This window comes from Cronobacter sp. JZ38 (assembly GCF_008932145.1).
Classification (GTDB): Bacteria; Pseudomonadota; Gammaproteobacteria; order Enterobacterales; family Enterobacteriaceae; genus Cronobacter; species Cronobacter muytjensii.
Genome location: NZ_CP017662.1, coordinates 1,991,280 through 2,015,964, shown reverse-complemented (window position 1 = coordinate 2,015,964; position 24,685 = coordinate 1,991,280). Strand labels below are relative to the sequence as shown.

The following is a 24,685-nucleotide window of genomic DNA, read 5'->3' as shown; positions in this document are numbered from 1 at the left end:
CCCTGCCGCCGCCCGTTACCGGCGGCGGTTTTTCTCCGGTTTCACGCCCATCCGCTTTAAATGCCGCCGCTGCAACCGCAGCAGATCACGCACCGACAAGATCTGATACGTCAGCCCGTGTTCGCGCGCTACGTCGCCGATGATAGCGCTCAACGCCGAAAAATGACGGTGGCTCCAGTCGGGAAACAGATGATGCGTCAGGTGCAGATTCAGCCCGCCGAGCCAGTAGCCCAGCAGCCGCGGCTTTGCGCCCCAGTCAAATGTTGTGGCGAACGCGTGATGATAGGGACTTTGCGACACCGCGTTTTTTTCCGGCGTCGGGTAAAAGTGGCCTTTCGCCCAGTGAGTGCCGATAAGCAGCGAGACAAACAGCGCTGAGACCAGCATCTGGCTTGCCAGGTAAACGCACAACAGGGTGATGAACGGGATCTGACCAGCCATGCACAGCGCCGGCACGCCCAGCGCCAGCAGAAAATGCGCGCCTTTCAGCAGCAGAAACAGCCCCGCGCCACCCGCGCCCTGCCGGGGCAAATGACATGTGAAAGGCGTGTTGCCAAGCCGGTCGCGCCAGTCCATCCACCAGGCGTACCACGGGAATGTCAGCGCCGCCACCAGCGGCCAGTAAAGATGCTGAAAGCGCATGACAGGTTTCCAGCGCTGAAACGGCGTCTGGCAGAGCACGCCATTCTCGTCGATATCCGGGTCGTAGCCCTGAATATTGGTGTACGGGTGATGAAACTGTACGTGCCGCACCTGCCAGCTATCAGCATCAAGGCCCAGCGGCAGGCTGATAACGCGGCCAAGCCAGGCGTTCGCCGCCGCAGTGCGGCAAAACGCGTTATGGCTGGCGTCGTGCAGCACATTCACCACCAGCATCATGGCGAAAAAGATAAACCCGAAATAGCAGAGCGCGTAACCGCTAAGGCCCGACCGGGAGAGGCACAACAGATAGCACAGCGCACAACCCAGCGTGAGAAACGCGAGCTTTAACCACATTCCCCTGTCGGCGAACCGGTGATCGCGCCGCGCCGCCAGGTAGCGCTGGCAGGCGGTGCGAAACGCCTTATGCAGCGCCCGGTCGCGGCCTTCCGCGCGCGGCGGCGAGTTATGCGACATGCGCACGTCCCATCTGGCGCAAAAACACCCGCTGGGCGGCCCGCAGCTCGCCATAGCTGATACAGCGATACGGCAGCCCGTGCTCCGCCGCCAGCTCGCCGATAATTCGTGCGAGCGCCGGGTAATGACGATGGTGCCAGCCGGGGAACAGATGGTGCGTCAGATGATAATTTAATCCGCCGGTAAACATCTCCTGCCAGCGCCGGGGCGTGCGCCAGTCACAAGCAGTGGTGAAATTATGGTGATACCAGCCGTGCGCCACCACCTGTTGCTCGCCTTCCGGCGCCTCATAAAACGCTGCATCGGCCCAGTGCGTGCCCAGCAGCAAAAACACCACCATCAGCGACGTACACATCTGCACCAGCAGATAGATGCCGAGCACCAGCCAGACGTGATGCCCCATCAGCACCGGCAGGCCGAGCATCAGCGCCAGGTGGCCGAGCTTGCTGAAAATAAACGCCGCCCAGCCCGCTGCGCCAGGCAGCAGGCGCTCTGCGCGCAGCGGCGTGCGCCCAAGCCTGTCGGCCCAGTCAAACACAACGCCTATCCAGCTCAGGGATAACGCCGCCACCAGCGGCCAGTAAACATGCTGCCAACGCATCCAGCCGCGCCAGCGCTGAAACGGCGTCTGGCGGAAAATCCCGTTTTCTTCGGTATCCAGATCGTAGCGTTCGATATTGGCGTAGCGGTGGTGAAAACTGACGTGACGTACGCGCCAGTAGACCGGTTCAATGCCCGTGGAGAGCGTCACCGCCCGGCTGATAACGGCATTCAGCACGCGGCGGCGGGCAAACGTGTGGTGCGAGGCGTCGTGGTTGACGTCGATATTCAGCCACATCATCAGCACGGCAAACGCCGCGTAGCCCGCCATAAAAGCCAGCGGCTGCGAGGCGCGCAGCGCCAGGCTGTAACTGACGATGGCCGCCAGCAGGATCAGCGCCGCTTTGACAATCGCCCGACGGTTGGCGAAGCGATGATCTCCGCGATCTTTGAGGTAACGATACGCCTGCCGTTGTAGCGCCTGATGAAACGCGCTTTCCTGCGCCTCGCTGAAACGCAGTGGAGGCAATGTCTTAGCCATGACGCAGCGCCCTCGTTTTCACACCGCCCATCAGCAGCACCAGCAGGCCGTGGAGCGCCAGCGCCGGCAGGCTTATCTGCCAGATAATGGCCTGCCAGCCAAAGCCGTACAGACACAGCAGCGGCATCAGGCACGTGACCGTCGCCCAGCCAACGCGGCTCCCGCGACGTCCGTCGCAGAGCAGCCCAAGCGCCACCGACGCGGCCACCAGCAGCACAAACAGCGCCACCTGTTCCCTGCCGATATCCTCGTAGCCATACCCGTAACGCTGGATATAACCGATAACCGGGATAAACAGCAGCAGCGTGCCGCTGACGATAATCTGCGGCGCGGGGCCGGGCCTGACGTCGGGCGGCGTCAGTCGCAGGCCGAGCAGGCGGGCAAATGGCGCGTTGCTCTCGCGCAGCGGGTTCGCGGAGGCGGTGTAGCCTTTTACGCCGTAGTGATGCTCGTCGCGCGCAGGCGGCTGACGTGTGAAGGAGCCAAACAGCTTATCCCACAGGATCAATGTGCCGCCGTAATTGCTGTTGGCAAAACGGCGCTCGCGCAGATGGTGTATCCGATGATGTGACGGCGTCACAAAAAGCCGCTCCAGAATACCGAGCCGTCCGGTAAACGCGTTATGGTTAAAAAACTGGATGCTGTAATGGATAATGGAGACCGCCAGAAATACCGTCAGCGGCACGCCCGCGACCGCCAGCAGCAGGAAAAACGGTATCGAAGTGAGCGACGAGTACCATGAATTTCGCACGCCAAGCGACAGGTTATAGTGCTCGCCGTGGTGATGAACGCTGTGTACCGCCCACAGCAGCGGCCACTGATGATGCAGACGGTGTAGCCAGTAAAAACCGAAATCCCAGGCGATAAAGGCGAACGCCCACACTGCCGCCGCAGGGAGATCCGCAAACAAATCCAGGCTCGCGGTACGCGACACCAGGCCATAACAGAGCACTTCGAGGCCGCGAAACAGCCACAGCATCATCTGCCCGGAGTTGACGTTAAACACTACATCGCGCCAGTTGACGGTCTCTTTGCCGCGCCATTTCACCAGCAGCGCCTCGCCGAAAACCAGCGCCAGCATCACCACGATGGGCAGCGTTAATTCATTCATGGCGCAACGCCTTCTGCGTAACCCGACGGGTCGTTATTTTCACGGCCAGCACGCCCGCCAGCAGGGCAAGCGCCGTTCCCCCGAGAAGATCGATAAAGAGATGCCGACGCAGCTGCAAAATGGAGACCGCAATGGCCGCGCCCCATATCATCGTGCCGAGCGTATAGTGCCACTGCCCACGCTGGCTGATGCCCCAGACCATCAGCAGGGTCAACGCCATGTGCAGCGACGGAAAACAGTTTTGCGGCGAATCCACCGCCAGCAGCAGGCGCAGCATATCGACGCTCACGCCCTCGCCGCTGACCGTCGGATAATCCATCGTGCTCGGCCAGGCGAGATAAATAGCGCCAGCGAACAGCGCGGCCAGCTGAGTGGCGCGCATCAGGCACTTCACCTGCGACAGCGGCGTCAGGAAGTAGCCCAGCGGGATGAGGATAAAAAACGACAGATAGAGCCAGATGGCGGACGGCGAGAAATCCATCAGCGTATCGACCCACATCGGCGGCAGCTTATACCCGGCACGCTGTAACACGTCGGTCGCGGCGTAGACCACACCGACGCTCCCCCAGCCCAACAACAGCGCCTTCAGGCGACAGCAAGTCTCGTTCATCTCGTCTCCCTGACGCGCAGAATGCGCCGCCGTTTCGCGCCTGGCGTAGCGGGCGGCAGGCTCGCGCGATGCGTCCAGCGCAGAAGCTCGCACGCCACGCCCTGCTGTTCAAACAGTGCGATCAGGGCTGACTGTGCCGCTGCCCGCTGCGCCTCGTCCGCCTCTGCCATAAGCGTGAGGTGCGCCTCGCCGTGCTGGATAAGCCGGAAATCCGCCGTCAGGGGCAGCACGCGCGCCAGCGCCCGGTTGCAGAGATCGCCGAAGATAACACGCTGGCCGCCCTGCCCGTCCGGCAGCAGCAGTTGATCGTCCTGACGCCCTTCAATGCGGGCCAGCGCCAGCGACGGATCGCCGCAGGGGCACGGCGCGTCGCGCGCCACCAGGATATCGTCCAGCCGGTAGCGCACGATGGGCTGCGTAGTGCGGGTGAAGTCGGTGATCACCGGCACGAAACGGTGGTCGTCGAGCCACGCTTTTTCCACCACGAGAAACGCTTCGTTCAGGTGCAGCACACCGTGCGCGCAGGTGGCGGCGAGGAATCCTTCCGTCGCCTGATAGACCTCGCCGACCGAAGGGAATACCTGCGCCAGCAGCGCACGGTCTTGCGGATCGAGCACTTCGGCGACCGAAATCACTTTTTTGGGCGTCACGTTCAGCTCGCCTGCCCGTACCGCCAGCGCCAGGGCGCGCAGCACCTGCGCAGGCGCGACGATAATCGACGGCGCCTCGGCCTCAAGGCGAGCCAGCAACGTGTCGAAGGGGACAAAGAGATCGTAAAACGTGAGGCTCAGCCAGCGGCTGTTGACGCTCTGATAGAGGTTATTGTCAGCGCGTAAAAAGAGCGCCACCCGCTCGCCGGCGAACAGGCCATCGGGCAGCATTTTCGCGAGCATCGCCCCGGCCCACAGCGCCTGCTCTTCGGGGCCGACGGCAAAAAGACCACGCCGTCCCGACGTACCGCTCGACAGCCCCACGCTGTAGCGGCCCACCGTTGGGGCAAAATTTCTGTCGTTCTCGCTTTGCAGCGCGCACGCCATTACTGCGTCTGCCTTAAGCCCGGCGGTGTTCATCTCATCGAAATGGGCCATCATCAGCGCTTTATCCATGGTCGGCCATTCGCTGAACGGCAGCATACGGTAGCGCCGAAACCACGGGCTTTTCGCCAGGACGCGCGTGGCAAAACGCCGCAGCTGTCGCGTCTGGTGACGCGCCAGCGCCTCGCGGCTGCGAAACCGCATGCGCCGCACGCGGAAATAGTGCCAGAGCATGGCGAGCTTATTCACAGGTCGCCCTCATGCGCGAGGCGGATCTCCGCGTTGCCGCCGCGCCAGAGCTGATGCAGTAAATCGAGCGTGCGCGAGGCCGCCGCCGGGTCGGCAATGACCAGATTCGCAAGCCGCGAGGGGCCGCGCTGTTCGCGGTAGCTGACCGGCGACCAGGCCGCGTCGGCAGCCAGCAGCACCCAGCCGTCGTCGGTCAGCACAAACGCGCCGATATGCCCGGCTGCATGGCCCGGCAACGGCACCAGCATGATCTCGCCATTGCTTTGCGGCAATAAATAACCAGACTCAAACGGCGCGAGCGCGGCGGGCAACGCCACGCGCTCAAAGCCCTCGATAAAGGCGACGGCGCTCTCGAAATGCTCAGGGATCAGCCCCGGCACGAACGCCTGGCGCAGCGCGGCAAACCCGCGCAGCGTGCGGGTCTGCGCCCAGCCCTCGCCGGAGCAGATAAACCGGCAATCCGCGAAATCGCGCAGGCCGGCGATATGATCGGCGTGAAAGTGCGAAAGGATCAGCGCGTCGATATCGCCCGGGCGATACCCGACAGCGGCGAGCTGGCGCACCAGCGACTGCTCCGGCGAGAAATAGACCGGCGTGACGCGCCGATAAATCTGATAGATCCCGCGGCGGGTGTGGTCGTCAAACCACGAGGCATAGCCGGTATCCCACAGCCAGCGTTTGCCGCCCGCTTCGATAAGGCTCGCGCGGGCCGGGAATTTGCAGACCCGCAACCCCGCGCCTTTTAGCGCGATACAGCCTAAATGGGTACAGTAGCCCGTTTCATACGTGGTGATAGTGGCCATTCAGCCTCTCCTTGCGCGCAGCCATGCGCCGGTGAGGCGCACGCCGTCCTCGAGCGATACCGGCGGACGATAGCCGAGACGGGTTATCGCCTTGTCCTGATTGAGCGTCATATCAAAACTGACGGTGCCTGCGCTGTAGCGCGTCAGCCGCGGTTCAACGCCGGTGACGCGTCCGCGCAGCTCCATCCCCTGCGCCACGAGAGAAAGCAGCGGCCAGGGCACCGACGCTACCCGGTACTGAAGCCGGAGCTGTTCTCGCAGCAGACTGTCAAGCATCGTCACCAGCCGCTGCGGCTGTTGATTGGTGATGTTAAACGCCTCGCCGGACGTCAGCCCTGGCTGGTGTGTGGCAAGTCGCATCGCGTGCACCACGTTGCCGACCCAGGTGAGATCCAGCAGCGCCTCGCCCCGCGCGGCAGGCGCAGCACGCCGCGATCCGCCTCCAGCTGGCGCAGCAGGCGCGGAATAATCACCCGATCATGCGGGCCGAACAGCCCGCGCGGGCGTAAAATCACAAAGGTGACGTGCGGGAAACGCAGCGCGGCTGCCGTAATCGCCTGTTCGGCGGCATATTTACTGCGCGCGTAGTGGCAGGCGAAACGGGCCGCCCGGTAGTGTTCATCCACATTGTGATGATGACGGAAATCGAAATAGATAGCGGGCGTCGAGATATGAATAAAGCGCGTGACGCCTGCGCGCGCGGCGGCCAGGGCCAGTCGCCCGGTGGCGGCGACGTTGACGACGTGAAACGCCTGCGCGCTGCCCCACGGCGAGGATTTCGCCGCGCAGTGCCATACTACGTCGCAGCCGCGCACCAGCGCGTCAAACCGCGCGTCGTCCGCCTGCGCGAGCTCCAGCGGCACAAACTCCGCGCCCAGCGCGGCCAGTTCGGCGCCCGCGTTAGCGTCACGTCCGGTCGCACGTACCGCGCACCCCTGCGCCAGCAGCGCCTCGACCGCGTTGCGCCCCAATCCGCTGGTCGCGCCCGTCACCAGATATTTCATGGCAGCAGCACCATACCGGCCAGCGTTAAGCCTGCGGCAGTGCCAACCAGCATGACCGGCTCGCCCGGATTCACGCGACCGGTGATAAACGCCTCGTGCAGCGCGGTAGGCACCGACGCGGCGACCTGGTTGCCGTGCAGCCGGTAAATATCCACCAGCGCCTCCGGCCTCACCTTCAGGCGCTTGCGCATATGCTCCAGCGAAAGATGACTCGCCTGATGCGGCACCACGGTGGCGATATCATTCAGCGTCAGGCCGGCGGCATCGAGCAGCCGCTGCCAGAAGCCGTCTATCAGCGCCGAGGCCTGGCGGAACAGCGCTTTACCCTGCATATGGAACAGAAAATCGCTCTCGTCCATCCCGGCGCGGGGGTTTTTGCGCGTCCCGCCGGCGCGGATCTCGCACAGTTCACTGCCCTGCGGGTAGGTTTCGGATTTCATCGCGAGAATTCCGGCACGCCCGTTCCCTGCCTCGACGATGGCGCAGGCGGCCCCGTCACCGAATATTAATGACGACTCCTCATGCTGCCAGTCGATGCCACGCGAGGCGATATCCGCGGCCACAATGGCGATGCGGCGATAGCTACCGCTCGTCAGCAGCGCTGAAGCCACCTGCATTGCGGTGATAAAACTCACGCAACTGCTGTTGACGTCGAACCCCGCCGTGCCCGCCGGTAATCCCGCCGCTTTCATGACGTGCACCGCCGAACAGGGCAGCGCCTGAACAGCGATGGCCGAGGCGGAGATCAGCAGATCGATGGAGGCCGGATCGATCGCGTGACGGCGGCAGGCATCGTGGAGCGCGGCGGCGGCGAGCGCCGCCTGGCTGGCATCGTGGGTGGCGTGGTGGCGTCGCAGAATGCCCGAGCGGCGTTCGACATAGCCGGCGGGCTTGCCGAGGCGGCGGTCGAGTTCGTCTGATGTGATTATCTGTTCAGGAAGCGCCTTGCCGGTCGCTATGATGTTCAGCCGTGAGGCTATCGGGGCGTGGGATGTGAATACCATGAGGCGCTGTCCCTGAGCTAAACGTCCCCGACAGGCGGGGACGTTATCTGAAATGGTGTCTGGCGTTATTGTCAGTGGCGCGAACCATACCACGTCAGAAGGGACAAAAAAATATCGCTACCTTTTCCAGGTAGCGTGCGCTTACTCGTCTTCGTCGTCTTCAAAACGCGCGACGATGCGATCGCCCTGATGGGTAGCGCGAATTTCCTGCGCCACCTGTGCGATGGCCTCGCCGCTGCTCATGCCCTGTGACATCAGCTCCTGAATACGCTCGACGGCTTGCTGCTGCTGTTCATGGGTGAGAGAAGGTAAACCTGCAAACATCGCTGACTCCTGTTACATTGCTGAGTTCAATTATTTCATGCCGCGCGAGCCAGCGCCAGACGCCGCCCGCGCACCTGTTATCTGTCGTCCTGATGAATACGAACCTGACTCCTGAACTGATCTCCCTGCCCTGGCGCGCCGACGCGCTGCAAGATATTTTCTCCGCGCTGCATCATTTCCCCTGGGCGATGCTGCTGCACTCGGGGTTTGCCGATCATCCGCATAATCGCTTTGACATTCTGGTGGCCGAGCCGCGCGTCACGCTGACCACGCGCGGGGCGCTCACTATGACGCAAGACCCCAACGGTTGCCAGTACAGCGAGGACGATCCGCTGCGCCTGTTGCAGGCAGCGCTGGCGCGATTTGCGTTCGCTCCTGCGCCGGACGCGGACTTCCCGTTTCAGGGCGGCGCGCTGGGGCTTTTCGGCTACGATCTGGGGCGGCGCTTTGAGCGACTGCCTGCGCAGGCGGCGGCCGAACTGAACGCGCCGGATATGGCGGTCGGCATTTATGACTGGGCGCTGATTGCCGATCACAAACGTAAGCAGCTCACCCTGCTGTGCTATGGCGACGCCCGGGCGCGTCTCGCCTGGCTTGAGGCGCAGCAGCCGGTGAAAACCCCGCCATTTCGCTTAACCACGCCCTGGCGTTCTAACATGACGCGCGAGCAATATGGCGAGAAGTTTCGCCAGGTGCAGGCTTTTCTTCGCAGCGGCGATTGCTACCAGGTGAACCTGGCGCAGCGTTTTTGCGCCGGGTATGAAGGCGATGAATGGCAGGCGTTTTTAACGCTCAACGCCGCCAACCGCGCCCCGTTCAGCGCCTTTTTACGCCTGCCGGAACAGGCAATTTTAAGCCTGTCGCCGGAGCGGTTTATCCGCCTGCACGACGGTCATATTGAGACGCGGCCCATCAAAGGCACGCTGCCGCGTCTGAAGGATCCGCAGGAAGACGCGCGCCAGGCCGCCCGACTGGCGCAGTCGCCGAAAGATCGCGCTGAAAACCTGATGATTGTCGATCTCCTGCGTAACGATATTGGCCGCGTGGCGACGCCCGGCAGCGTGAAAGTGCCGGAGCTGTTCGTGGTCGAGCCGTTCCCGGCGGTGCATCATCTGGTCAGCACGATTACCGCGACGCTGCCGCCGCAGCTTCATGCAACTGATTTGCTGCGCGCCAGTTTTCCCGGCGGCTCGATAACCGGCGCGCCGAAGGTGCGGGCGATGGAAATTATCGAAGAGCTGGAGCCGCAGCGGCGTAACGCCTGGTGCGGCAGCATCGGCTATCTCAGCTTTTGCGGCGCAATGGACACCAGCATTACTATCCGCACGCTGACCGCTGAAGGCGGCGCGCTGTATTGCTCAGCGGGCGGCGGCATCGTGGCGGACAGCGAGGAAGCGGCGGAATATCAGGAAACTTTTGATAAAGTTAACCGTATCCTGCACGCATTAGAGAGGTAGATATGGAGAACAGTCCGCTCACGCTCGACCGGTTTTTATCGCGTTTTCAGCTACTGCGCCCGCAGATGACCCGACACAGCCTGAATCAGCGCCAGGCGGCAGTGCTGGTGCCCGTGGTGCGCCGCCCGGAACCGGGCCTGCTGCTAACGCAGCGCGCCGCGACGCTGCGTAAACACGCCGGTCAGGTGGCGTTCCCCGGCGGCGCGGTGGATGACACCGACGCGTCGCTGATTGCCGCGGCGCTGCGCGAGGCGCAAGAAGAAGTGGCGATCCCGCCCGAATCGGTTGAGGTGATAGGCGTTCTGCCGCCGGTAGACAGCGTGACCGGTTTTCAGGTGACGCCGGTAGTCGGCATTATCCCGCCGGATCTGCCGTATCACGCCAGCGAAGAGGAAGTGGCGGCGGTGTTCGAAATGCCGCTCGCCGAGGCGCTGCGGCTCGGGCGCTACCACCCGCTGGACATTCACCGGCGCGGCAACAGCCATCGCGTCTGGCTCTCCTGGTATGAGCACTATTTTGTCTGGGGAATGACCGCAAGCATTATTCGTGAGCTGGCGCTACAAATCGGCCATAAGCCCTGACTATTATTAAGGGTGAAAAGTGCGATCTGCAGCACTTTATTAGGCGGCCTTGCCGTATCCATTAGTATAATTCATGTGAATAGTTAACTGCGCAGCACAATAACCTCTTACACTATGCGCTGTTTTCACACCGTCATCTGCAAGGCAGATGACTCTGTCAGGAGTTACCACGTGATTAGTATATTCGACATGTTTAAGGTGGGCATTGGTCCCTCCTCTTCCCATACCGTAGGGCCGATGAAGGCCGGGAAGCAGTTCGTCGATGACCTGGTCGAAAAAGGATTATTGCAGGACGTCACGCGCCTCGCGGTGGACGTTTATGGCTCGCTCTCATTGACCGGCAAAGGCCACCATACGGATATCGCCATTATTATGGGCCTGGCAGGCAATGAACCCGCCACAGTGGATATCGATGCCATACCGGCGTTTATCCGGGACGTGGAAACTCGCGGTCGTCTGCTGCTCGCTCAGGGTAGCCACGAAGTGGATTTCCCGAAAGACAACGGCATGCGGTTTCAAAGCGACAACCTGCCGCTGCATGAGAACGGCATGACCATCCACGCCTACAGCGGCGACAAAGAAGTCTACAGCAAAACCTATTATTCCATCGGCGGCGGTTTTATCGTCGACGAAGAGAATTTCGGCAAAGCCGCCAGCAATGAAGTGAGTGTGCCGTATCCGTTCCACTCTGCAAAAGATCTGCTGGCGCACTGCAAAGAGACCGGCCTGTCGCTCTCCGGGCTGGTCATGAAAAACGAGCTGGCGCTGCACAGCAAAAAAGAAATCGAAGACTATTTCGCGGATGTCTGGCAGACCATGCGCGCCTGTATCGATCGCGGCATGAATACGGAAGGCGTGCTTCCGGGCCCGCTGCGTGTGCCGCGTCGTGCCTCCGCGCTGCGCCGCTTGCTGGTGGCGAGCGATAAGCTCTCCAGCGATCCGATGAATGTGGTGGACTGGGTGAATATGTTCGCGCTTGCCGTGAACGAAGAGAACGCCGCCGGCGGTCGCGTGGTGACCGCGCCGACCAACGGCGCCTGTGGCATTGTGCCCGCGGTGCTGGCCTACTACGATCACTTCATCGAATCGGTGAGCCCCGATATTTACATCCGCTACTTCCTGGCGGCAGGCGCTATCGGCACGCTGTATAAGATGAACGCCTCTATCTCCGGCGCCGAAGTGGGCTGCCAGGGCGAGGTGGGCGTCGCCTGTTCGATGGCGGCGGCAGGGCTTGCCGAACTGCTGGGCGCGAGCCCGGAACAGGTGTGCGTGGCGGCGGAAATCGGCATGGAGCATAACCTGGGGCTGACCTGTGACCCGGTCGCAGGCCAGGTGCAGGTGCCGTGCATCGAGCGTAACGCGATTGCCTCCGTGAAGGCGATCAACGCCTCGCGTATGGCGATGCGCCGCACCAGCGAGCCGCGCGTCTCGCTCGATAAAGTTATCGAAACCATGTACGAAACCGGCAAGGATATGAACGCCAAATACCGTGAGACCTCACGCGGCGGGCTGGCCATCAAAGTACAGTGTGACTAACGCCTCACAGCGCCGCGCTCGCGGCGCTTTTTTTATCCCCGCCCGTCTTTTATTCCTCCCGTCGCGTCAACCCCCACTACACTCTTAACATTCAGCCTTTTATTACTCAGCTGAGCCTGAGAGATTAAGCCTATGCAAAAAGCGCAGCGTATTATTCGGGCTTACCGCCGTCGGCGGTTGATCCTCTGTGTCGCCCTCTCCCTGCTGGCGTTAATTCTGACGCTGGGAATACGCTATTTCTCCGACCGCAAACAGTATCAGCACGACACTACGCGCTACGCCGACCATGCGGTGAAAACCCTGGATGAGCTGCTGGTACCGCTGGACGCCGCGCGCACCGCGCTGTTGCCGCTGGTGGGTATGCCGTGCCAGCAGGTGCATCGCCAGCTGCGCGAAATGGCCGCGAGCCTGCAGACGGTGCGGACCATTGCGCTGGTCGATGATGGCACGCTGTATTGTTCCAGCATTTTCGGCGCGCGTAACGTGCCGATACATGAGTTGCAGCCCCATCTGCCCGCCGCCACGCCGCTGATGCGGCTGTCGCGCGACAGCTCGTTAATTAAAGGCAGCCCGGTGCTGATTGTCTGGACGCCCGCTATTGATAACGGCAAATCGGGCGTGTTGCAGTCGGTAAATATCGAGTTTATCGCAAGCCTGCTGCTCAACCCTGACCCGCCGGTGATTGAGCATGTGCTCTTTGACGTGGCGGGCACGCAGCTGGAATATGGGCGCGGCCTCGTGGAGACATTGCCTACCGGCGATGACCTGACGCGCTATGAGAAATCCTCCAGCCGTTACCCGTTCTCGGTAACGCTGTTTGGCCCGTCGCCTGGCGCGCTGGCGCTAAAAAATCTGCCGAACCAGCTGCCGCTGGCGGTGCTGTTAAGCTTGCTGATTGGCTATATCGCCTGGCTTGCGACCGCCCGGCGCATGAGTTTTTCCTGGGAAATTAATCTTGGTATAGCCAACAATGAGTTTGAGGTGTACTGCCAGCCGCTGGTGAGCGGAAAAACCGGCGAATGTATGGGCGCGGAGCTGCTGCTGCGCTGGAATAATCCGCGCCTGGGGCCGATTGCGCCGGATGTGTTTATCCCCCTTGCCGAGCAGCTTAAGCTGATTAACGCGCTGACACGCTACGTGCTGATTAAAACCGCCGAACAGCGCCACTATTTCCCGGCCTCCGCTGATTTTCATATTGGGGTGAATATCGCCGCCAGCCATTTTCATCAGGGCGTGATTATTGAAGATCTGAAACGTTACTGGTATCCGTCTGACCCGATACAGCCGCTGTTTCTGGAGCTGACCGAGCGCGATGCGCTGCCGGAGGTGGATTATCGCGTGGCGCACGATCTGCGCCAGCTCGGCGTGAAGCTCGCGATTGACGATTTCGGCACTGGCCAGAGTTCGCTTTCCTATCTGGAAACGCTGAGTCCCGACGTACTGAAAATGGACAAACGCTTTACGGCGGCCATCGGCACCGACGCGGTGAACTCCACCGTGACGGACATTATTATCGCGATGGCGAGAAGGCTGAAGATTGAACTGGTGGCGGAAGGCGTGGAGACCGAAGAGCAGGCCGCCTATTTGTGCCGCCTCGGCGTGCCGGTGTTGCAGGGGTATTTATTCGCCCATCCAATGCCGATACGGGAACTGCCGCAGTGGCTGGAACAACGGCGCGCCCATCCGGGCACGCCGTTCTGGCGCCGGCGTCTTCCGGCGCCGTTGGTCTGACGGTTACTCTTCTTCGTCGTGCAGCGGCGCGTCTTTCACCACACGCACCAGATCGATGCGGTAGTCGTTTGCCTCCACGATGGTAATGCGCAGCGGCGGCACAGCCAGTTCGTCGCCCACGCGCGGGATTTGCCCGTTAATGGCGATAACGAGGCCTGCGACCGTCGCGATATCCTCTTCATCATTGACTAACGAGGACAGATCCAGCGTCTGTTGCAGCGCGTGAAGGTCGGTGGAGCCTTTTACGAGCCAGCCGTCGCCGTCGTGAATGATTTCCGGCGTTTCGTCGGCGTCCGGGAATTCGCCCGCGATAGCCTCCAGCACATCCAGCGGCGTTACCAGCCCCTGTACCACGCCAAACTCATTGTTGACGATAACGAAGCTGCCTCGCGCGCGGCGCAGCACGCCCAGCAGGTTGATCGGGTCCAGCGTTTCCGGCACCACGATAACCGGCGTCGCCGAGGCGATGGCCGCCACGTCGACGCCCTCTTCCAGCGCCACCAGCAGCTCTTTAGCACGCACCACGCCGATAATTTCATCCAGCTCGCCGCGACATACCGGGAACAGGCTGTGCGGCGACGATAACAACTGCTCGCGGATTTCATCAACGCTGCGGTTAGCGTCCACCCAACTGATTTCGCCGCGCGGCGTCATGATGCTGCGCAACGAACGGGAGGCCAGCGTCAGCACGCCGTTAATCATATAGCGCTCTTCCTCCGCAAACGCTTCGTCATGCACCGGCACCACGGCATGGTGTTCCGTCTCACTTACCGGCGCCGGGCGACGACGGTTGCCCATCAGGCGCAGGATAGCTTCCGCCGTACGCGCGCGCAGCGGCAGATTAGACTGGTGCTTGAGGAAGTTGCGGCGCGCCACCTGGTTAAAGAACTCGATGATGATGGAGAAACCGATCGCCGCGTAGAGGTAGCCCTTCGGAATATGGAAACCGAAGCCTTCCGCCACCAGGCTCAGACCTATCATCAGCAGGAAGCTCAGACAGAGCACCACGACCGTCGGGTGCGCGTTGACGAAGTTAGTCAGCGGCTTCGAGGCAAGCAGCATCACGCCCATCGCAATGACCACCGCGGCCATCATCACCGGCAGATGGTTCACCATGCCAACGGCGGTGATCACAGCGTCCAGCGAGAAGACGGCGTCGAGCACCACGATCTGCAATACCACGACCCAGAAGCTGGCGTAGCCTTTGCCGTGGCTGTCGTTGTGCTGGCGGTTTTCCAGACGTTCATGCAGCTCCGTTGTGGCCTTAAACAACAGGAACAGGCCACCTAAAAGCATAATCAGATCACGGCCAGAGAAGCTCAGGTCCCAGACGCTGAATAGCGGACGGGTGAGTGTCACCATCCACGAGATAAGCGAAAGCAAACCTAAGCGCATCACCAGCGCCAGGGATAAACCAATCAAACGCGCTTTATCGCGCTGCTTCGGCGGCAGTTTATCCGCGAGAATAGCGATAAACACCAAGTTGTCGATGCCAAGAACAATCTCAAGCACGACCAGCGTTAACAAGCCCGCCCAGATTGAGGGGTCCATTAAGAATTCCATAACAGGCTCCTGCGCAAGGAATGACTAAACGGCACCCCGACAGTGTCGGGCGCTTTGATATGTTTTATCAGTGAATTAAGGCGAAAGCCTTGTGACATGACGGCTGATGAAAGCCTGGAAAAGAAAAGACGTCGGTGACGGTCCATACGGTGGGCTGCTGCCCGCTACTCCTGTGAATTAATCGGAAATCTACCTTAACAAAGGGTAATAGCGTTTGGCAAAGATTTACCAGAATTTGCAATCGACGTGACACAAAAGGCGCGCATATTTTCCACAGACGCCGAATGCCTTGTTTTGATAGCGAAATTACAGAGCTTCATCACAAACATTATTTTTTCGCGTTCTAAAATAATTCGTGCTTAGGTTCTGAATGCTTACAAATCCTTATCTGAATCGATTCGATAAGCGAATCACTGTTAGCGGTGCCTGTTAGGGCATTGACGATAACCACGGAGGTAGCAAGTGACCATTGCTATTGTCATAGGCACGCATGGCTGGGCGGCTGAACAACTGCTGAAAACAGCGGAAATGCTGTTGGGCGAGCAGGAAAACGTTGGCTGGATCGATTTCGTGCCCGGCGAAAATGCGGAAACCTTGATCGAAAAATATCACGCACAGCTCGAAAAACTGGATACCAGCAAAGGCGTCGTCTTTCTGGTTGACACCTGGGGTGGCAGCCCGTTTAACGCGGCGAGTCGGATTGTGGTGGATAAACCCAATCATGAGGTTGTCGCTGGGGTGAATATCCCGATGCTTGTTGAAACGTTAATGGCGCGCGACGACGACCCATCTTTCGATGAACTGGTGGCGCTCGCCGTCGAAACCGGCCGCGAAGGCGTCAAAGCGCTGAAAGCGAAACCCGCAGAAAAAGCCGCACCCGCGGCGCCCGCCCCAAAAGCGGCAACGCCGGCAAAACCGATGGGCCCGAACGACTATATGGTCATCGGCCTCGCCCGTATCGATGACCGTCTGATCCACGGTCAGGTCGCCACCCGCTGGACCAAAGAGACCAACGTGACGCGCATTATTGTGGTGAGCGATGAAGTCGCCGCTGACAACGTGCGTAAAACGCTGCTTACTCAGGTCGCCCCGCCAGGCGTCACCGCGCACGTGGTGGATGTGGCCAAAATGATCCGCGTCTATAACAACCCGAAATACGCAGGCGAGCGCGTGATGCTGCTGTTCACCAACCCAACGGACGTCGAGCGTCTCGTGGAAGGCGGCGTCAGGATCACCTCCGTGAATATCGGCGGGATGGCCTATCGCCAGGGCAAAACGCAGGTCAATAACGCGGTCTCCGTCGATGAAAAAGATATCGAGGCCTTTAAGAAACTCAACGCACGCGGCATCGAGCTGGAAGTGCGTAAAGTCTCTAACGATCCCCGACTCAAAATGATGGATTTAATCAGCAAAGTGGCGCATTAACGGCTTTGCAGGGTTAACGCTTACTCAGTTTCTACACGTCAGTTTGATAACACAGGAGAAGTACAATGGAGATTACCACTCTTCAGATTGTGCTGGTGTTCATCGTCGCCTGTATCGCCGGTATGGAATCGGTGCTTGATGAATTTCAGTTTCACCGGCCGCTGGTGGCCTGTACGCTGGTCGGGGCCGTGCTGGGCGACATGAAAACCGGCATTATCATCGGCGGTACGCTGGAGATGATAGCGCTCGGCTGGATGAATATCGGTGCCGCCGTGGCGCCTGACGCCGCGCTTGCGTCGATCATTTCCACCATTCTGGTTATCGCGGGCCATCAGAGCATTGGCGCCGGTATCGCGCTGGCCATTCCGCTGGCTGCGGCAGGCCAGGTACTGACTATCATTGTGCGTACGATTACCGTCGGCTTCCAGCATGCGGCGGATAAAGCAGCCGAAAACGGCAACCTCACCGCGCTGTCCTGGATCCACGTCTCGTCCCTGTTCTTGCAGGCGATGCGTATTGCTATCCCGGCGGTGATTGTGGCGATTTCTGTCGGTACCAGCGAAGTGCAGCAGATGCTGAGCGCCATCCCGGAAGTAGTGACCGGCGGTCTGAACATCGCAGGCGGCATGATCGTGGTGGTAGGTTACGCGATGGTTATTAACATGATGCGCGCGGGCTATCTGATGCCGTTCTTCTATCTCGGCTTCGTCACTGCCGCCTTCACCGATTTCAACCTCGTGGCGCTGGGCGTCATCGGCGCCGTTATGGCGGTGCTCTATATCCAGCTGAGCCCGAAATATAACCGCTCCGCAGCGGCACCCGCGCAGACCGCAGGCGCAAACGATCTTGATAACGAACTGGATTAACAGGTGAGCGACATGGTTGATATGACTAAAACAACTGGTGAGAAAAAACTGACCCCGGGCGACGTGCGCGGCGTGTTTATCCGCTCTAACCTCTTCCAGGGATCGTGGAACTTTGAACGTATGCAGGCGCTCGGCTTCTGCTTCTCAATGATCCCGGCGATTCGTCGCCTGTATCCTGAGAATAACGAGGCGCGTCGTCAGGCCATTAAGCGCCATCTGGAGTTTTTCAACACGCATCCGTATGTCGCGGCACCGGTGCTCGGCGTGACGCTGGCGATGGAAGAACAGCGGGCGAACGGCGCGGCCATTGACGATGGCGCGATTAACGGGATCAAAGTAGGCCTTATGGGGCCGCTCGCGGGCGTCGGCGATCCGATATTCTGGGGAACGGTGCGTCCGGTGTTCGCGGCGCTCGGTGCAGGCATCGCGATGAGCGGCAGCCTGCTCGGCCCGCTGCTGTTCTTTGTGCTGTTTAACCTGGTGCGCCTCGCCACCCGCTACTACGGCGTGGCATATGGCTACCGTAAAGGCGTCGATATTGTCAAAGATATGGGCGGCGGCTTCCTGCAAAAACTGACCGAGGGGGCGTCTATTCTCGGCCTGTTTGTCATGGGGGCGCTGGTTAACAAGTGGACGCACGTAAATATCCCGCTAGTGGTGTCGCGCATTACTGACCAGAACGGCGCGCAAAAAGTCACCACTGTGCAAACCATTCTGGACCAGTTGATGCCGGGCCTGGTGCCGCTGCTGCTGACGTTCGCCTGTATGTGGCTGCTGCGCAAAAAAGTGAATCCGCTGTGGATTATCGTCGGGTTCTTTGTGATTGGTATCGCGGGTTACGCGGTCGGCCTGCTCGGCCAGTAGTGATATCGAGTGCTCGCCGGGGGCCGATGGCTCCCGGTTTTTTTATTTAAGGGAGATGGCATGACGCTGACTGACGGGATTCTGGTCGCTTTTATTATCGCGCTGCTGGGCTGGGCCATTTACGACCAGTGGGGGCTTGAACGGCGTCACGGGAAAACGCTGCTGCGGGTAGCGCTGCTACGACGCGGGCGCGCCGACAGCCTGATCTTTACCGGCCTCGTCGCCATTCTTATCTGGCAGAACGTCACGACCCACGGCGCCCCGCTCACCACCTGGCTTTTGTGCGCGCTGGGGCTGGTGGCAATTTATCTTTTCTGGATCCGCGAGCCGCAAATACGCTTTAAGCGCGAAGGCTTTTTCTTTGGCGGTGGCTGGGTGAAATATAACCACATTAAGACAATGAATTTATCTGAAGATGGCGTACTGGTCATTCAATTAGCCCAGCGCCGTTTGCTTATTCGGGTGAAAAATATCGACGATCTTGAAAAGATTTATCATTTTATGATTAATAATCAATGACTTAAAAATATAGCACAGGCTATTTTCATGCGTAAAAAATAACCATCCCTATAGCCAGTGCTATATTTCCCGGTGTTTCCTTTCCGTATTTTTTAACATGCCTTACATGTCCTGCTATTAAGCGAAAACAATTCTCATTTATAACCTGAAGGGTATTACGCGATTATTGTCTTTGCCGTCCTGAATATGGTATGGTTGCGCCCGTCATTGGGGAGTAGCCAATTTCCGGTCAGGAAATGTACGCGTCAACATACTCGTTGCAAAACGTGGCGCGTACGGACTGAAGCCCTTTCAGTCAGGCGAGACCATTGCACGCTGCTGCTGTTTACTGGGGGCGGTCGGCGTGTATATGGAGATCCCGGTCAGGACCTGTGTATGAATCTTTCCGCAACCCTGCTTCTCGCTTTCGGCATGTCAATGGACGCGTTCGCGGCGTCTATCGGCAAAGGCGCCACGCTGCACAAACCGAAATTCTCCGACGCCCTGCGCACGGGTCTGATCTTTGGGGTTATCGAAGCCATCACCCCGCTCCTGGGCTGGCTGCTGGGCCTGCTGGCCACGCAATTTGTACTGACCTGGAATCACTGGATTGCCTTCGTGCTGCTGGTGTTCCTGGGCGGTCGAATGATCCTCGAAGGCATGCGCGGCGGCGGCGATGATGAGCCGGAAAAAACCCGCCGCCACAGTTTTTTACTGCTGGTCACTACCGCGTTCGCCACCAGCCTTGATGCGATGGCGGTCGGCGTCGGTCTCGCTTTTCTTCAGGTTGATATCATAAAAACCGCGCTCGCCATCGGTTGCGCCACGCTGATAATGTCTACGCTCGGCATGATGATAGGCCGCTTTATCGGCCCGCTGCTCGGCAAACGGGCGGAAATTCTGGGTGGCGTGGTGCTGATTGGCATCGGCTGTCAGATCCTCTGGAGCCATTTCGCGGGCTAAGCGTCGCGTCGCCACAACCGCAGACAAAAATCAGTTTCACAGGCGAATGACGTCTGTTCGCGCAGCGTCTGCCAGACGTCAGAGCGCGCACGCCAGGCAAACGGCGTCATCTGCAGCAGCGTCGTCGCCTCTTCGCCATTCAGACGCATTTCATAACTCAACGTCTGCTCGTCTGCCAACGTAAAGCCCGGCAGGGACTCCTTATTCGGCGCATGCAGCCGCACCTCATCATAGATAAGCCCTTTGAGCTGAACTAAATGCCGCGGCCCCGGCGTCACGGTCATAACCACCGCGCCGGGTTTCACCACGCGCGCCAGCTCCTGCGCTTTACAGGGGGCGTAAATACGCACGACCGCGTCAAAAAACGCGTCGGGGAACGGCAGACGGTGGCTTGATGCCACACAAAACGCGATGTCAGCGTAACGCTTCGCGGCAGCGCGGATGGCGCTGCGCGAGACATCAAGCCCCCAGCTTTGTCCGGCTCGGGCCGTCGTCAGCGCCGCAAAAGCGCGGGTGTAATACCCTTCCCCACAGCCGATATCGAGCAGCGTCGCGCCATCATCCGGCAGATGCGCCGCCAGCATCTGCGCGGCGCGGTCGCGCAGCGGCGCATAATGTCCGGCGTCAAGAAAGGCGCGGCGCGCCTGCATCATTTCGCTGCTGTCGCCCGGATCGCGCGAGCGCTTGTGCTGCACCGGCAGCAGATTGACATACCCTTCCTTCGCGATATCGAACTGGTGATGGCTGGCGCAGCGAAAGCTTTTTGCTTGCGCCAGAAGCGGCAAATGGCAAAGGGGGCAGAGATAAGACATGGTGACTCCGAAACAGCGCAAAGCGCGGAGTTTAACGTGATTCGGCAGATGGGGAAACGCTGAGGCGCATTATGCATGAAAAAGCCCCGCCAGAGGGCGGGGCTTTAGAATAGCTGGCCGGTGAAACAAGGCACCGGGTCAGTTTAAGTGCGATTAGATAGCAACTACGTTAACAGCTGCCGGACCTTTCTGGCCGTCCTGAATCTCGAACTCAACGTTCTGGCCTTCAGCCAGAGTTTTGAAGCCATTACCCTGAATAGCAGAGAAGTGTACGAACACATCTTTGCTGCCGTCAGCCGGAGTAATGAAACCAAAACCTTTAGATTCGTTGAACCACTTAACTTGACCTTTAATCTTTGCCATTTCGCAAATTCCTTCAATTGTTTTGTTCGCCCGCAGGCGCTGACTTAGATAAAACAGAGACATTACTGCTTGAGGCACTAAAATAAGGTTCGGCAGAGAAGCGGTATTCAACGACAACGTGTTTACTCAGGACTTCTTTACTGAAAATGCCACACATAAACAGAACTGTACCTCGTTTAACCCAAAACTTGTTATCACATACAACGTAACCAATGGCAAGCCATTTTTATACGCTGCACGATCTGCCGCACAGATTCCTTAACAGATCGCTATGTGCCTGACAATAAAGCACAGAAGGGGCGCACATGGCCCCGCAAAGCGAGGTTCTGCCGCCCGACGCCGGCATGTTGCCAGAATGCACACTTTAAACGTAGCCCAATAGTTTCACTTCGTCCAGGCGACACGAGATTATGTTTATCGCTTTTTCTGCTTTGTTATTATTTCTGCAAAAGCTTATTCATTAATGTCGTTAAACTCCATTTTAACGAGGCTTTATTACAGCCTGACGGCAGTAAACAATGTACAAATCAAGAAAATTTGTACAAGCCATTTTCGTCATGCACCAAAATAATGACAATTTAATGAAAATGCCTCAAAAAGAGGCAAGCGCAATAAGACAATGTGATTATTAAATCAGCCAGCCAGAAGTAAATTTAACCAGCCCGATATATTCTTGTTTAACGTTTATTTGCCGCCAGCGATAAATATTCACCGATACGGCGCGGCGCGAACGTTGCTGCTTTTTCGCCGCGTTCAGTAAGTGCGCTCATCAGCTCTGCTGGCGGCGCGTCCAGAGATTCATCCGCCAGTTCAAAAACCCCCCAGTGGATAGGAATGGCAAGCGGCCTGCCCGCGTGCTGCCAGAGCTCAACCGCGTGTTGCGGATCCATATGGTGCGGCGCCATAAACCAGCGTGGCGCGTAAGCCCCGATAGGAATGGCCGCACCAGTGAGTGGCCCGAGGCGGCGGGGGATCTCAAGCAACTCAGGCGTGTATCCGCTGTCGCCGCTGAACCAGAAGCGCTGCGACGCGCTCTCCATTACCCAGCCACACCACAACGAGCGGTTCCGGTCCCACAGCGTGCGCATGCTCCAGTGCTGCGCGGGCACGGCGGTCATCCGCAGCCCTTCCCATTCCCGGCTATCCCACCAGTCGAGTTCGGTGACGTGACTGATGCCGCGTTTCGTAAACCACCCTTTCAGGCCCAGCGGCACAAAATATGCCGCGTCAGGAAATCGCTTTGCAAGCCGGCGTATCGTGCTGCTATCAAGGTGATCGTAGTGATTATGAGAAATCAGCACCGCGTCGAGGCGCGGCAGGCGGGCAAGCTCCAGCGGCAACGGCGTTTTACGGGCGGGGCCATAGAAGCTGACGGGTGAAGCGCGACGCGAAAAGAGCGGATCGGTGAGCAGGTAACGGCCGTTGAGGCGAAGCAGCAGCGTGGCGTGGCCGAGCCACCAGACGCCATCATCTTCGCCGTCAATAACGGCGGGTTGCCACCACTGGCGGATGAACGCCTCGTACCCCCCGGAAGGCGGCCGAGGCAACCCCTGGGCTTTACGTTCATCCTGCCAGCGGCGCAAATCGCCGGGCTGATGCCCGACGTCGTGCGTATTGCAAAAGCCGTCAGGGCGGTGATGGGCTTTCGAGGGATCGTACCAGGGATTTTTCCAGACCATGCCCATCACCTCGCTGGCGTTGGCAATTAACGTTCAGCCACCAGGCGGACAAACCCGTCATCGTCATCCTGAGTAGCGGCGGGAGCAGCGCTCGGTGCCTCTGGCTCGTTGGCATCGCAAAGGCGACGCAACAGCGCCGTTTGTCGTTTTTCCTGCTCAAGCAGCGCTTCCAGCAGTTCCACCTGCTGGTTGGCGCGCACGCTCGCGCGGTTGATAAAGAACCAGGCGACCAGCGCCACGATGATGCCCGCCAGAGACATCGCCAGGGAAACGAAATTTAATGCACCAGAATTTACAATGTCATTCATGCTAACCACCTCAAAGTAACGCGCTATCTTACCACCGCCGCGGCGTAAGGGCATCGGTCTCAGGCGTTACCAGGGGATGAACTTATTGATAGTGCAAATGCCGCTGAAAAACTGAACGTCCTGATCGCACATGACATTGATCGTCTGCGTCCACAACAATACACAGGCCACCAGCACGGCCAGCAAAATAGCCCATCTCAATTTTTTCACTACCTTCTCCGTTACGGCATTCACGGGGCCAAATTATCACGGAAACCTTAAACCAAATATCACTGTAACGTTAAGTCACGTAATCCGGAATCCTCTCCTTGTGACGCAGCGGCACACGCGGCAGGCTGTCCGCCTGAACGTTAACAAACGGAGCCGTTATGCGCTATTTGATTCGTGTTGTCGCGCTGTTGGTCGTGGTCTGGATTGCACTGCTTTTCAGCGGTTATGGCATATTGATTGGCAGCCATGAGAATGCCGCAGGTTTGGGGCTGCAGTGCCGTTATCTGACAGCGAGACAGGTGGTCAACGCGCAGTTTATTCACTCTGACAGTGGGCTTATCGGCATTACCGCCTGCCCGGTGCTGCGCAAAAGCGAAACCGTAGTGGATAACGGCTGATGCGCGCCAAGGAAAAAGCCGCAGGCTGGCTGCGGCTTTTTTCAGCACGGACTGTTATCAGAACGGATAACTGTTATACCCCATCTGCTCGGAGATTTTCCGCGCAGCCGTATGCAGGATTTCCACATACTCGTGCAGGCGCTCTTCGGAGAAGCGCAGCGTCGGGAACGAGATGCTCAGCCCCGCGATCACCACCCCGAAGCGGTCGAATACCGGCACCGCGATGCAGCGCAGCCCTTCTTCCTGCTCTTCGTTATCTTCGCCGTAACCGTGCTCGCGCACCTGATCCAATACCGGCAGCAGCGCGTCGGTGGAGACGATTGTGCGGTCAGTGCTGCGTTTATACTCAACGCCTTCGAGGATCTGACGAACCTCGTCGCGGTCGCGCCAGGCCAGTAATACTTTACCGATAGCGGTGCTGTAGAGCGGATTGCGGCGGCCAATGCGCGAATACATGCGCAGGTTATACATTGAGTCGATTTTATGGATGTAGACAATGCTGTCTTCATCCAGCGCGCCCAGGTGAATGGTTTCTTTCGTCAGACGCGACAGTTCACGCATCTGAATATCCGCGCTGCGGATAAGGTCGACATTCTGTAACGCGCGGGCGCCCAGCTCAAACAGCTTGAGGGTCAGGGAGTACTTTTCCGACTCCCCTTCCTGCGCGACATAGCCCAGAGATTTCATGGTTTGCAAAAAGCGGTAAACGGTGCTTTTTGACATCATGACGCGCTGCGACAATTCGGTGATACCAATTTCCCGTTCTTCACCCAACGCCTGCAAAATACCAAAGACCTTGAGCACCGAAGAGACGGAGTCAGGCTGTTTATCTAATTCTGCGATTGCCATTGATCACCTCGATCGCATTTGTTTTATAAAAATCAGAACCGGTTTTTATTATAAATTCGGGGCGTCACCGCCGCAATGAATCTGTGCCTGATGGTGGCAAATCTGCGACATCAGGCCTGATTATGCATGAAGGATATATCGTGAACGGCAGATCAACCGCTTAGAATGCGTCAACCACCTTAAAGCCGCGTTTAGCCTGGCGCTTTCGGGTATAAAAAAAGCGCGCCCGCGGGCACGCTTTTGTTG

Annotated in this window: 25 protein-coding genes, 2 pseudogenes and 1 riboswitch; of the genes and pseudogenes, 10 read left to right on the top strand and 17 right to left on the bottom strand. The window is 59.0% G+C overall.

The features are described from left to right. Nucleotides 1–15: 15 nt before the first annotated feature. From BJP61_RS09545 to BJP61_RS09505, 9 genes and pseudogenes are all read right to left on the bottom strand, one after another. Entirely contained in the window at nucleotides 16–1,116 is a 1,101-nt protein-coding gene (locus tag BJP61_RS09545; protein ID WP_171998199.1) for an acyl-CoA desaturase, read from the bottom strand. After that, the gene (locus tag BJP61_RS09540; RefSeq protein WP_171998198.1) at nucleotides 1,106–2,197 is read right to left on the bottom strand and encodes an acyl-CoA desaturase; all 1,092 of its coding nucleotides are present in this window, start codon (nucleotides 2,195–2,197) and stop codon (nucleotides 1,106–1,108) included. The genes BJP61_RS09545 and BJP61_RS09540 overlap by 11 nt, the downstream gene beginning before the upstream one ends. Further along, the gene (locus BJP61_RS09535) at nucleotides 2,190–3,308 is read right to left on the bottom strand and encodes a sterol desaturase family protein (protein WP_171998197.1); all 1,119 of its coding nucleotides are present in this window, start codon (nucleotides 3,306–3,308) and stop codon (nucleotides 2,190–2,192) included. The genes BJP61_RS09540 and BJP61_RS09535 overlap by 8 nt, the downstream gene beginning before the upstream one ends. Beyond that, nucleotides 3,301–3,918, bottom strand: coding sequence for a phosphatase PAP2 family protein (locus BJP61_RS09530; protein ID WP_171998196.1), 618 nt, complete (start codon nucleotides 3,916–3,918; stop codon nucleotides 3,301–3,303). The genes BJP61_RS09535 and BJP61_RS09530 overlap by 8 nt, the downstream gene beginning before the upstream one ends. Then, nucleotides 3,915–5,201, bottom strand: a complete 1,287-nt coding sequence (locus BJP61_RS09525) for a F390 synthetase-related protein (RefSeq protein ID WP_171998195.1) — start codon at nucleotides 5,199–5,201, stop codon at nucleotides 3,915–3,917. Before BJP61_RS09525 ends, BJP61_RS09530 begins: the two co-directional genes overlap by 4 nt. Next, entirely contained in the window at nucleotides 5,198–6,004 is an 807-nt protein-coding gene (locus tag BJP61_RS09520; RefSeq protein WP_038862429.1) for an MBL fold metallo-hydrolase, read from the bottom strand. The genes BJP61_RS09525 and BJP61_RS09520 overlap by 4 nt, the downstream gene beginning before the upstream one ends. After that, nucleotides 6,005–7,008, bottom strand: a pseudogene (locus BJP61_RS09515) (NAD(P)-dependent oxidoreductase). Then, entirely contained in the window at nucleotides 7,005–8,012 is a 1,008-nt protein-coding gene (locus BJP61_RS09510) for a 3-oxoacyl-[acyl-carrier-protein] synthase III C-terminal domain-containing protein (RefSeq protein ID WP_161580167.1), read from the bottom strand. The pseudogene BJP61_RS09515 and the gene BJP61_RS09510 overlap by 4 nt, the downstream one beginning before the upstream one ends. A gap of 141 nt (nucleotides 8,013–8,153) precedes the next feature. Continuing rightward, nucleotides 8,154–8,336: a YoaH family protein gene (locus BJP61_RS09505; RefSeq protein ID WP_007668632.1), complete on the bottom strand. Its 183-nt coding sequence runs from the start codon at nucleotides 8,334–8,336 to the stop codon at nucleotides 8,154–8,156. Nucleotides 8,337–8,428: 92 nt separating this feature from the next. Between BJP61_RS09505 and pabB the strand changes: the two genes are divergently transcribed. The 4 genes from pabB (at nucleotide 8,429) to BJP61_RS09485 (ending at nucleotide 13,641) form a co-directional block, all read left to right on the top strand. Continuing rightward, nucleotides 8,429–9,793, top strand: a complete 1,365-nt coding sequence (gene pabB, locus BJP61_RS09500) for an aminodeoxychorismate synthase component 1 (RefSeq protein WP_171998194.1) — start codon at nucleotides 8,429–8,431, stop codon at nucleotides 9,791–9,793. A 2-nt stretch (nucleotides 9,794–9,795) separates the two neighbouring features. Continuing rightward, nucleotides 9,796–10,374, top strand: a complete 579-nt coding sequence (locus tag BJP61_RS09495) for a CoA pyrophosphatase (protein WP_161580166.1) — start codon at nucleotides 9,796–9,798, stop codon at nucleotides 10,372–10,374. Nucleotides 10,375–10,545: 171 nt separating this feature from the next. After that, the gene (gene sdaA, locus BJP61_RS09490; protein ID WP_038862422.1) at nucleotides 10,546–11,910 is read left to right on the top strand and encodes an L-serine ammonia-lyase; all 1,365 of its coding nucleotides are present in this window, start codon (nucleotides 10,546–10,548) and stop codon (nucleotides 11,908–11,910) included. Between the two features lie 132 nt (nucleotides 11,911–12,042). Beyond that, complete coding sequence (locus tag BJP61_RS09485) at nucleotides 12,043–13,641, top strand: EAL domain-containing protein (protein WP_171998193.1); 1,599 nt, start codon at nucleotides 12,043–12,045, stop codon at nucleotides 13,639–13,641. A 3-nt stretch (nucleotides 13,642–13,644) separates the two neighbouring features. Here BJP61_RS09485 and yoaE read toward each other — a convergent pair whose 3' ends face one another. Next, entirely contained in the window at nucleotides 13,645–15,204 is a 1,560-nt protein-coding gene (gene yoaE, locus BJP61_RS09480) for a CNNM family cation transport protein YoaE (RefSeq protein WP_038862420.1), read from the bottom strand. 462 nt (nucleotides 15,205–15,666) lie between these two features. Here yoaE and manX point away from each other — a divergent pair, with 462 nt between their 5' ends. The 5 genes from manX (at nucleotide 15,667) to mntP (ending at nucleotide 19,820) form a co-directional block, all read left to right on the top strand. Continuing rightward, nucleotides 15,667–16,629 (top strand): PTS mannose transporter subunit IIAB, encoded by a 963-nt coding sequence (manX, locus tag BJP61_RS09475; protein ID WP_038862418.1) that lies wholly within the window; start codon nucleotides 15,667–15,669, stop codon nucleotides 16,627–16,629. A gap of 65 nt (nucleotides 16,630–16,694) precedes the next feature. Further along, complete coding sequence (locus BJP61_RS09470) at nucleotides 16,695–17,495, top strand: PTS mannose/fructose/sorbose transporter subunit IIC (protein WP_038862417.1); 801 nt, start codon at nucleotides 16,695–16,697, stop codon at nucleotides 17,493–17,495. A 12-nt stretch (nucleotides 17,496–17,507) separates the two neighbouring features. Then, nucleotides 17,508–18,359, top strand: a complete 852-nt coding sequence (locus tag BJP61_RS09465) for a PTS mannose transporter subunit IID (protein ID WP_038862415.1) — start codon at nucleotides 17,508–17,510, stop codon at nucleotides 18,357–18,359. Nucleotides 18,360–18,419: 60 nt separating this feature from the next. Beyond that, nucleotides 18,420–18,878, top strand: coding sequence for a DUF986 family protein (locus tag BJP61_RS09460; protein WP_038862414.1), 459 nt, complete (start codon nucleotides 18,420–18,422; stop codon nucleotides 18,876–18,878). Nucleotides 18,879–19,075: 197 nt separating this feature from the next. Further along, nucleotides 19,076–19,175: riboswitch (yybP-ykoY riboswitch) on the top strand. Between the two features lie 78 nt (nucleotides 19,176–19,253). Then, nucleotides 19,254–19,820, top strand: a complete 567-nt coding sequence (gene mntP, locus BJP61_RS09455) for a manganese efflux pump MntP (protein ID WP_161580161.1) — start codon at nucleotides 19,254–19,256, stop codon at nucleotides 19,818–19,820. On the opposite strand, the gene rlmA is transcribed toward mntP, so the two are convergent. The 6 genes and pseudogenes from rlmA to mgrB form a co-directional block, all read right to left on the bottom strand. Then, the gene (gene rlmA, locus BJP61_RS09450) at nucleotides 19,817–20,632 is read right to left on the bottom strand and encodes a 23S rRNA (guanine(745)-N(1))-methyltransferase (RefSeq protein WP_038862412.1); all 816 of its coding nucleotides are present in this window, start codon (nucleotides 20,630–20,632) and stop codon (nucleotides 19,817–19,819) included. The genes mntP and rlmA overlap by 4 nt on opposite strands. Nucleotides 20,633–20,785: 153 nt before the next feature. Further along, entirely contained in the window at nucleotides 20,786–20,995 is a 210-nt protein-coding gene (gene cspE, locus BJP61_RS09445) for a transcription antiterminator/RNA stability regulator CspE (protein ID WP_004386688.1), read from the bottom strand. Between the two features lie 15 nt (nucleotides 20,996–21,010). Next, nucleotides 21,011–21,152, bottom strand: a pseudogene (locus BJP61_RS09440) (DUF2627 domain-containing protein); the annotation flags it as partial. Nucleotides 21,153–21,672: 520 nt separating this feature from the next. Next, nucleotides 21,673–22,680 (bottom strand): MBL fold metallo-hydrolase, encoded by a 1,008-nt coding sequence (locus tag BJP61_RS09435; protein ID WP_075193553.1) that lies wholly within the window; start codon nucleotides 22,678–22,680, stop codon nucleotides 21,673–21,675. A 20-nt stretch (nucleotides 22,681–22,700) separates the two neighbouring features. Beyond that, complete coding sequence (locus tag BJP61_RS09430; RefSeq protein ID WP_038862410.1) at nucleotides 22,701–22,982, bottom strand: YebO family protein; 282 nt, start codon at nucleotides 22,980–22,982, stop codon at nucleotides 22,701–22,703. 66 nt (nucleotides 22,983–23,048) lie between these two features. Next, a complete protein-coding gene (gene mgrB / locus BJP61_RS09425) occupies nucleotides 23,049–23,192 on the bottom strand; it encodes a PhoP/PhoQ regulator MgrB (protein ID WP_038862409.1) in 144 nt (47 codons plus the stop codon). 158 nt (nucleotides 23,193–23,350) lie between these two features. Between mgrB and BJP61_RS09420 the strand changes: the two genes are divergently transcribed. Beyond that, nucleotides 23,351–23,590 (top strand): YobH family protein, encoded by a 240-nt coding sequence (locus tag BJP61_RS09420; protein WP_075193551.1) that lies wholly within the window; start codon nucleotides 23,351–23,353, stop codon nucleotides 23,588–23,590. A gap of 57 nt (nucleotides 23,591–23,647) precedes the next feature. Here the strand turns inward: BJP61_RS09420 and kdgR are convergent, their stop codons facing one another. Continuing rightward, the gene (gene kdgR / locus BJP61_RS09415; RefSeq protein WP_007714118.1) at nucleotides 23,648–24,439 is read right to left on the bottom strand and encodes a DNA-binding transcriptional regulator KdgR; all 792 of its coding nucleotides are present in this window, start codon (nucleotides 24,437–24,439) and stop codon (nucleotides 23,648–23,650) included. Nucleotides 24,440–24,685: the final 246 nt, after the last annotated feature.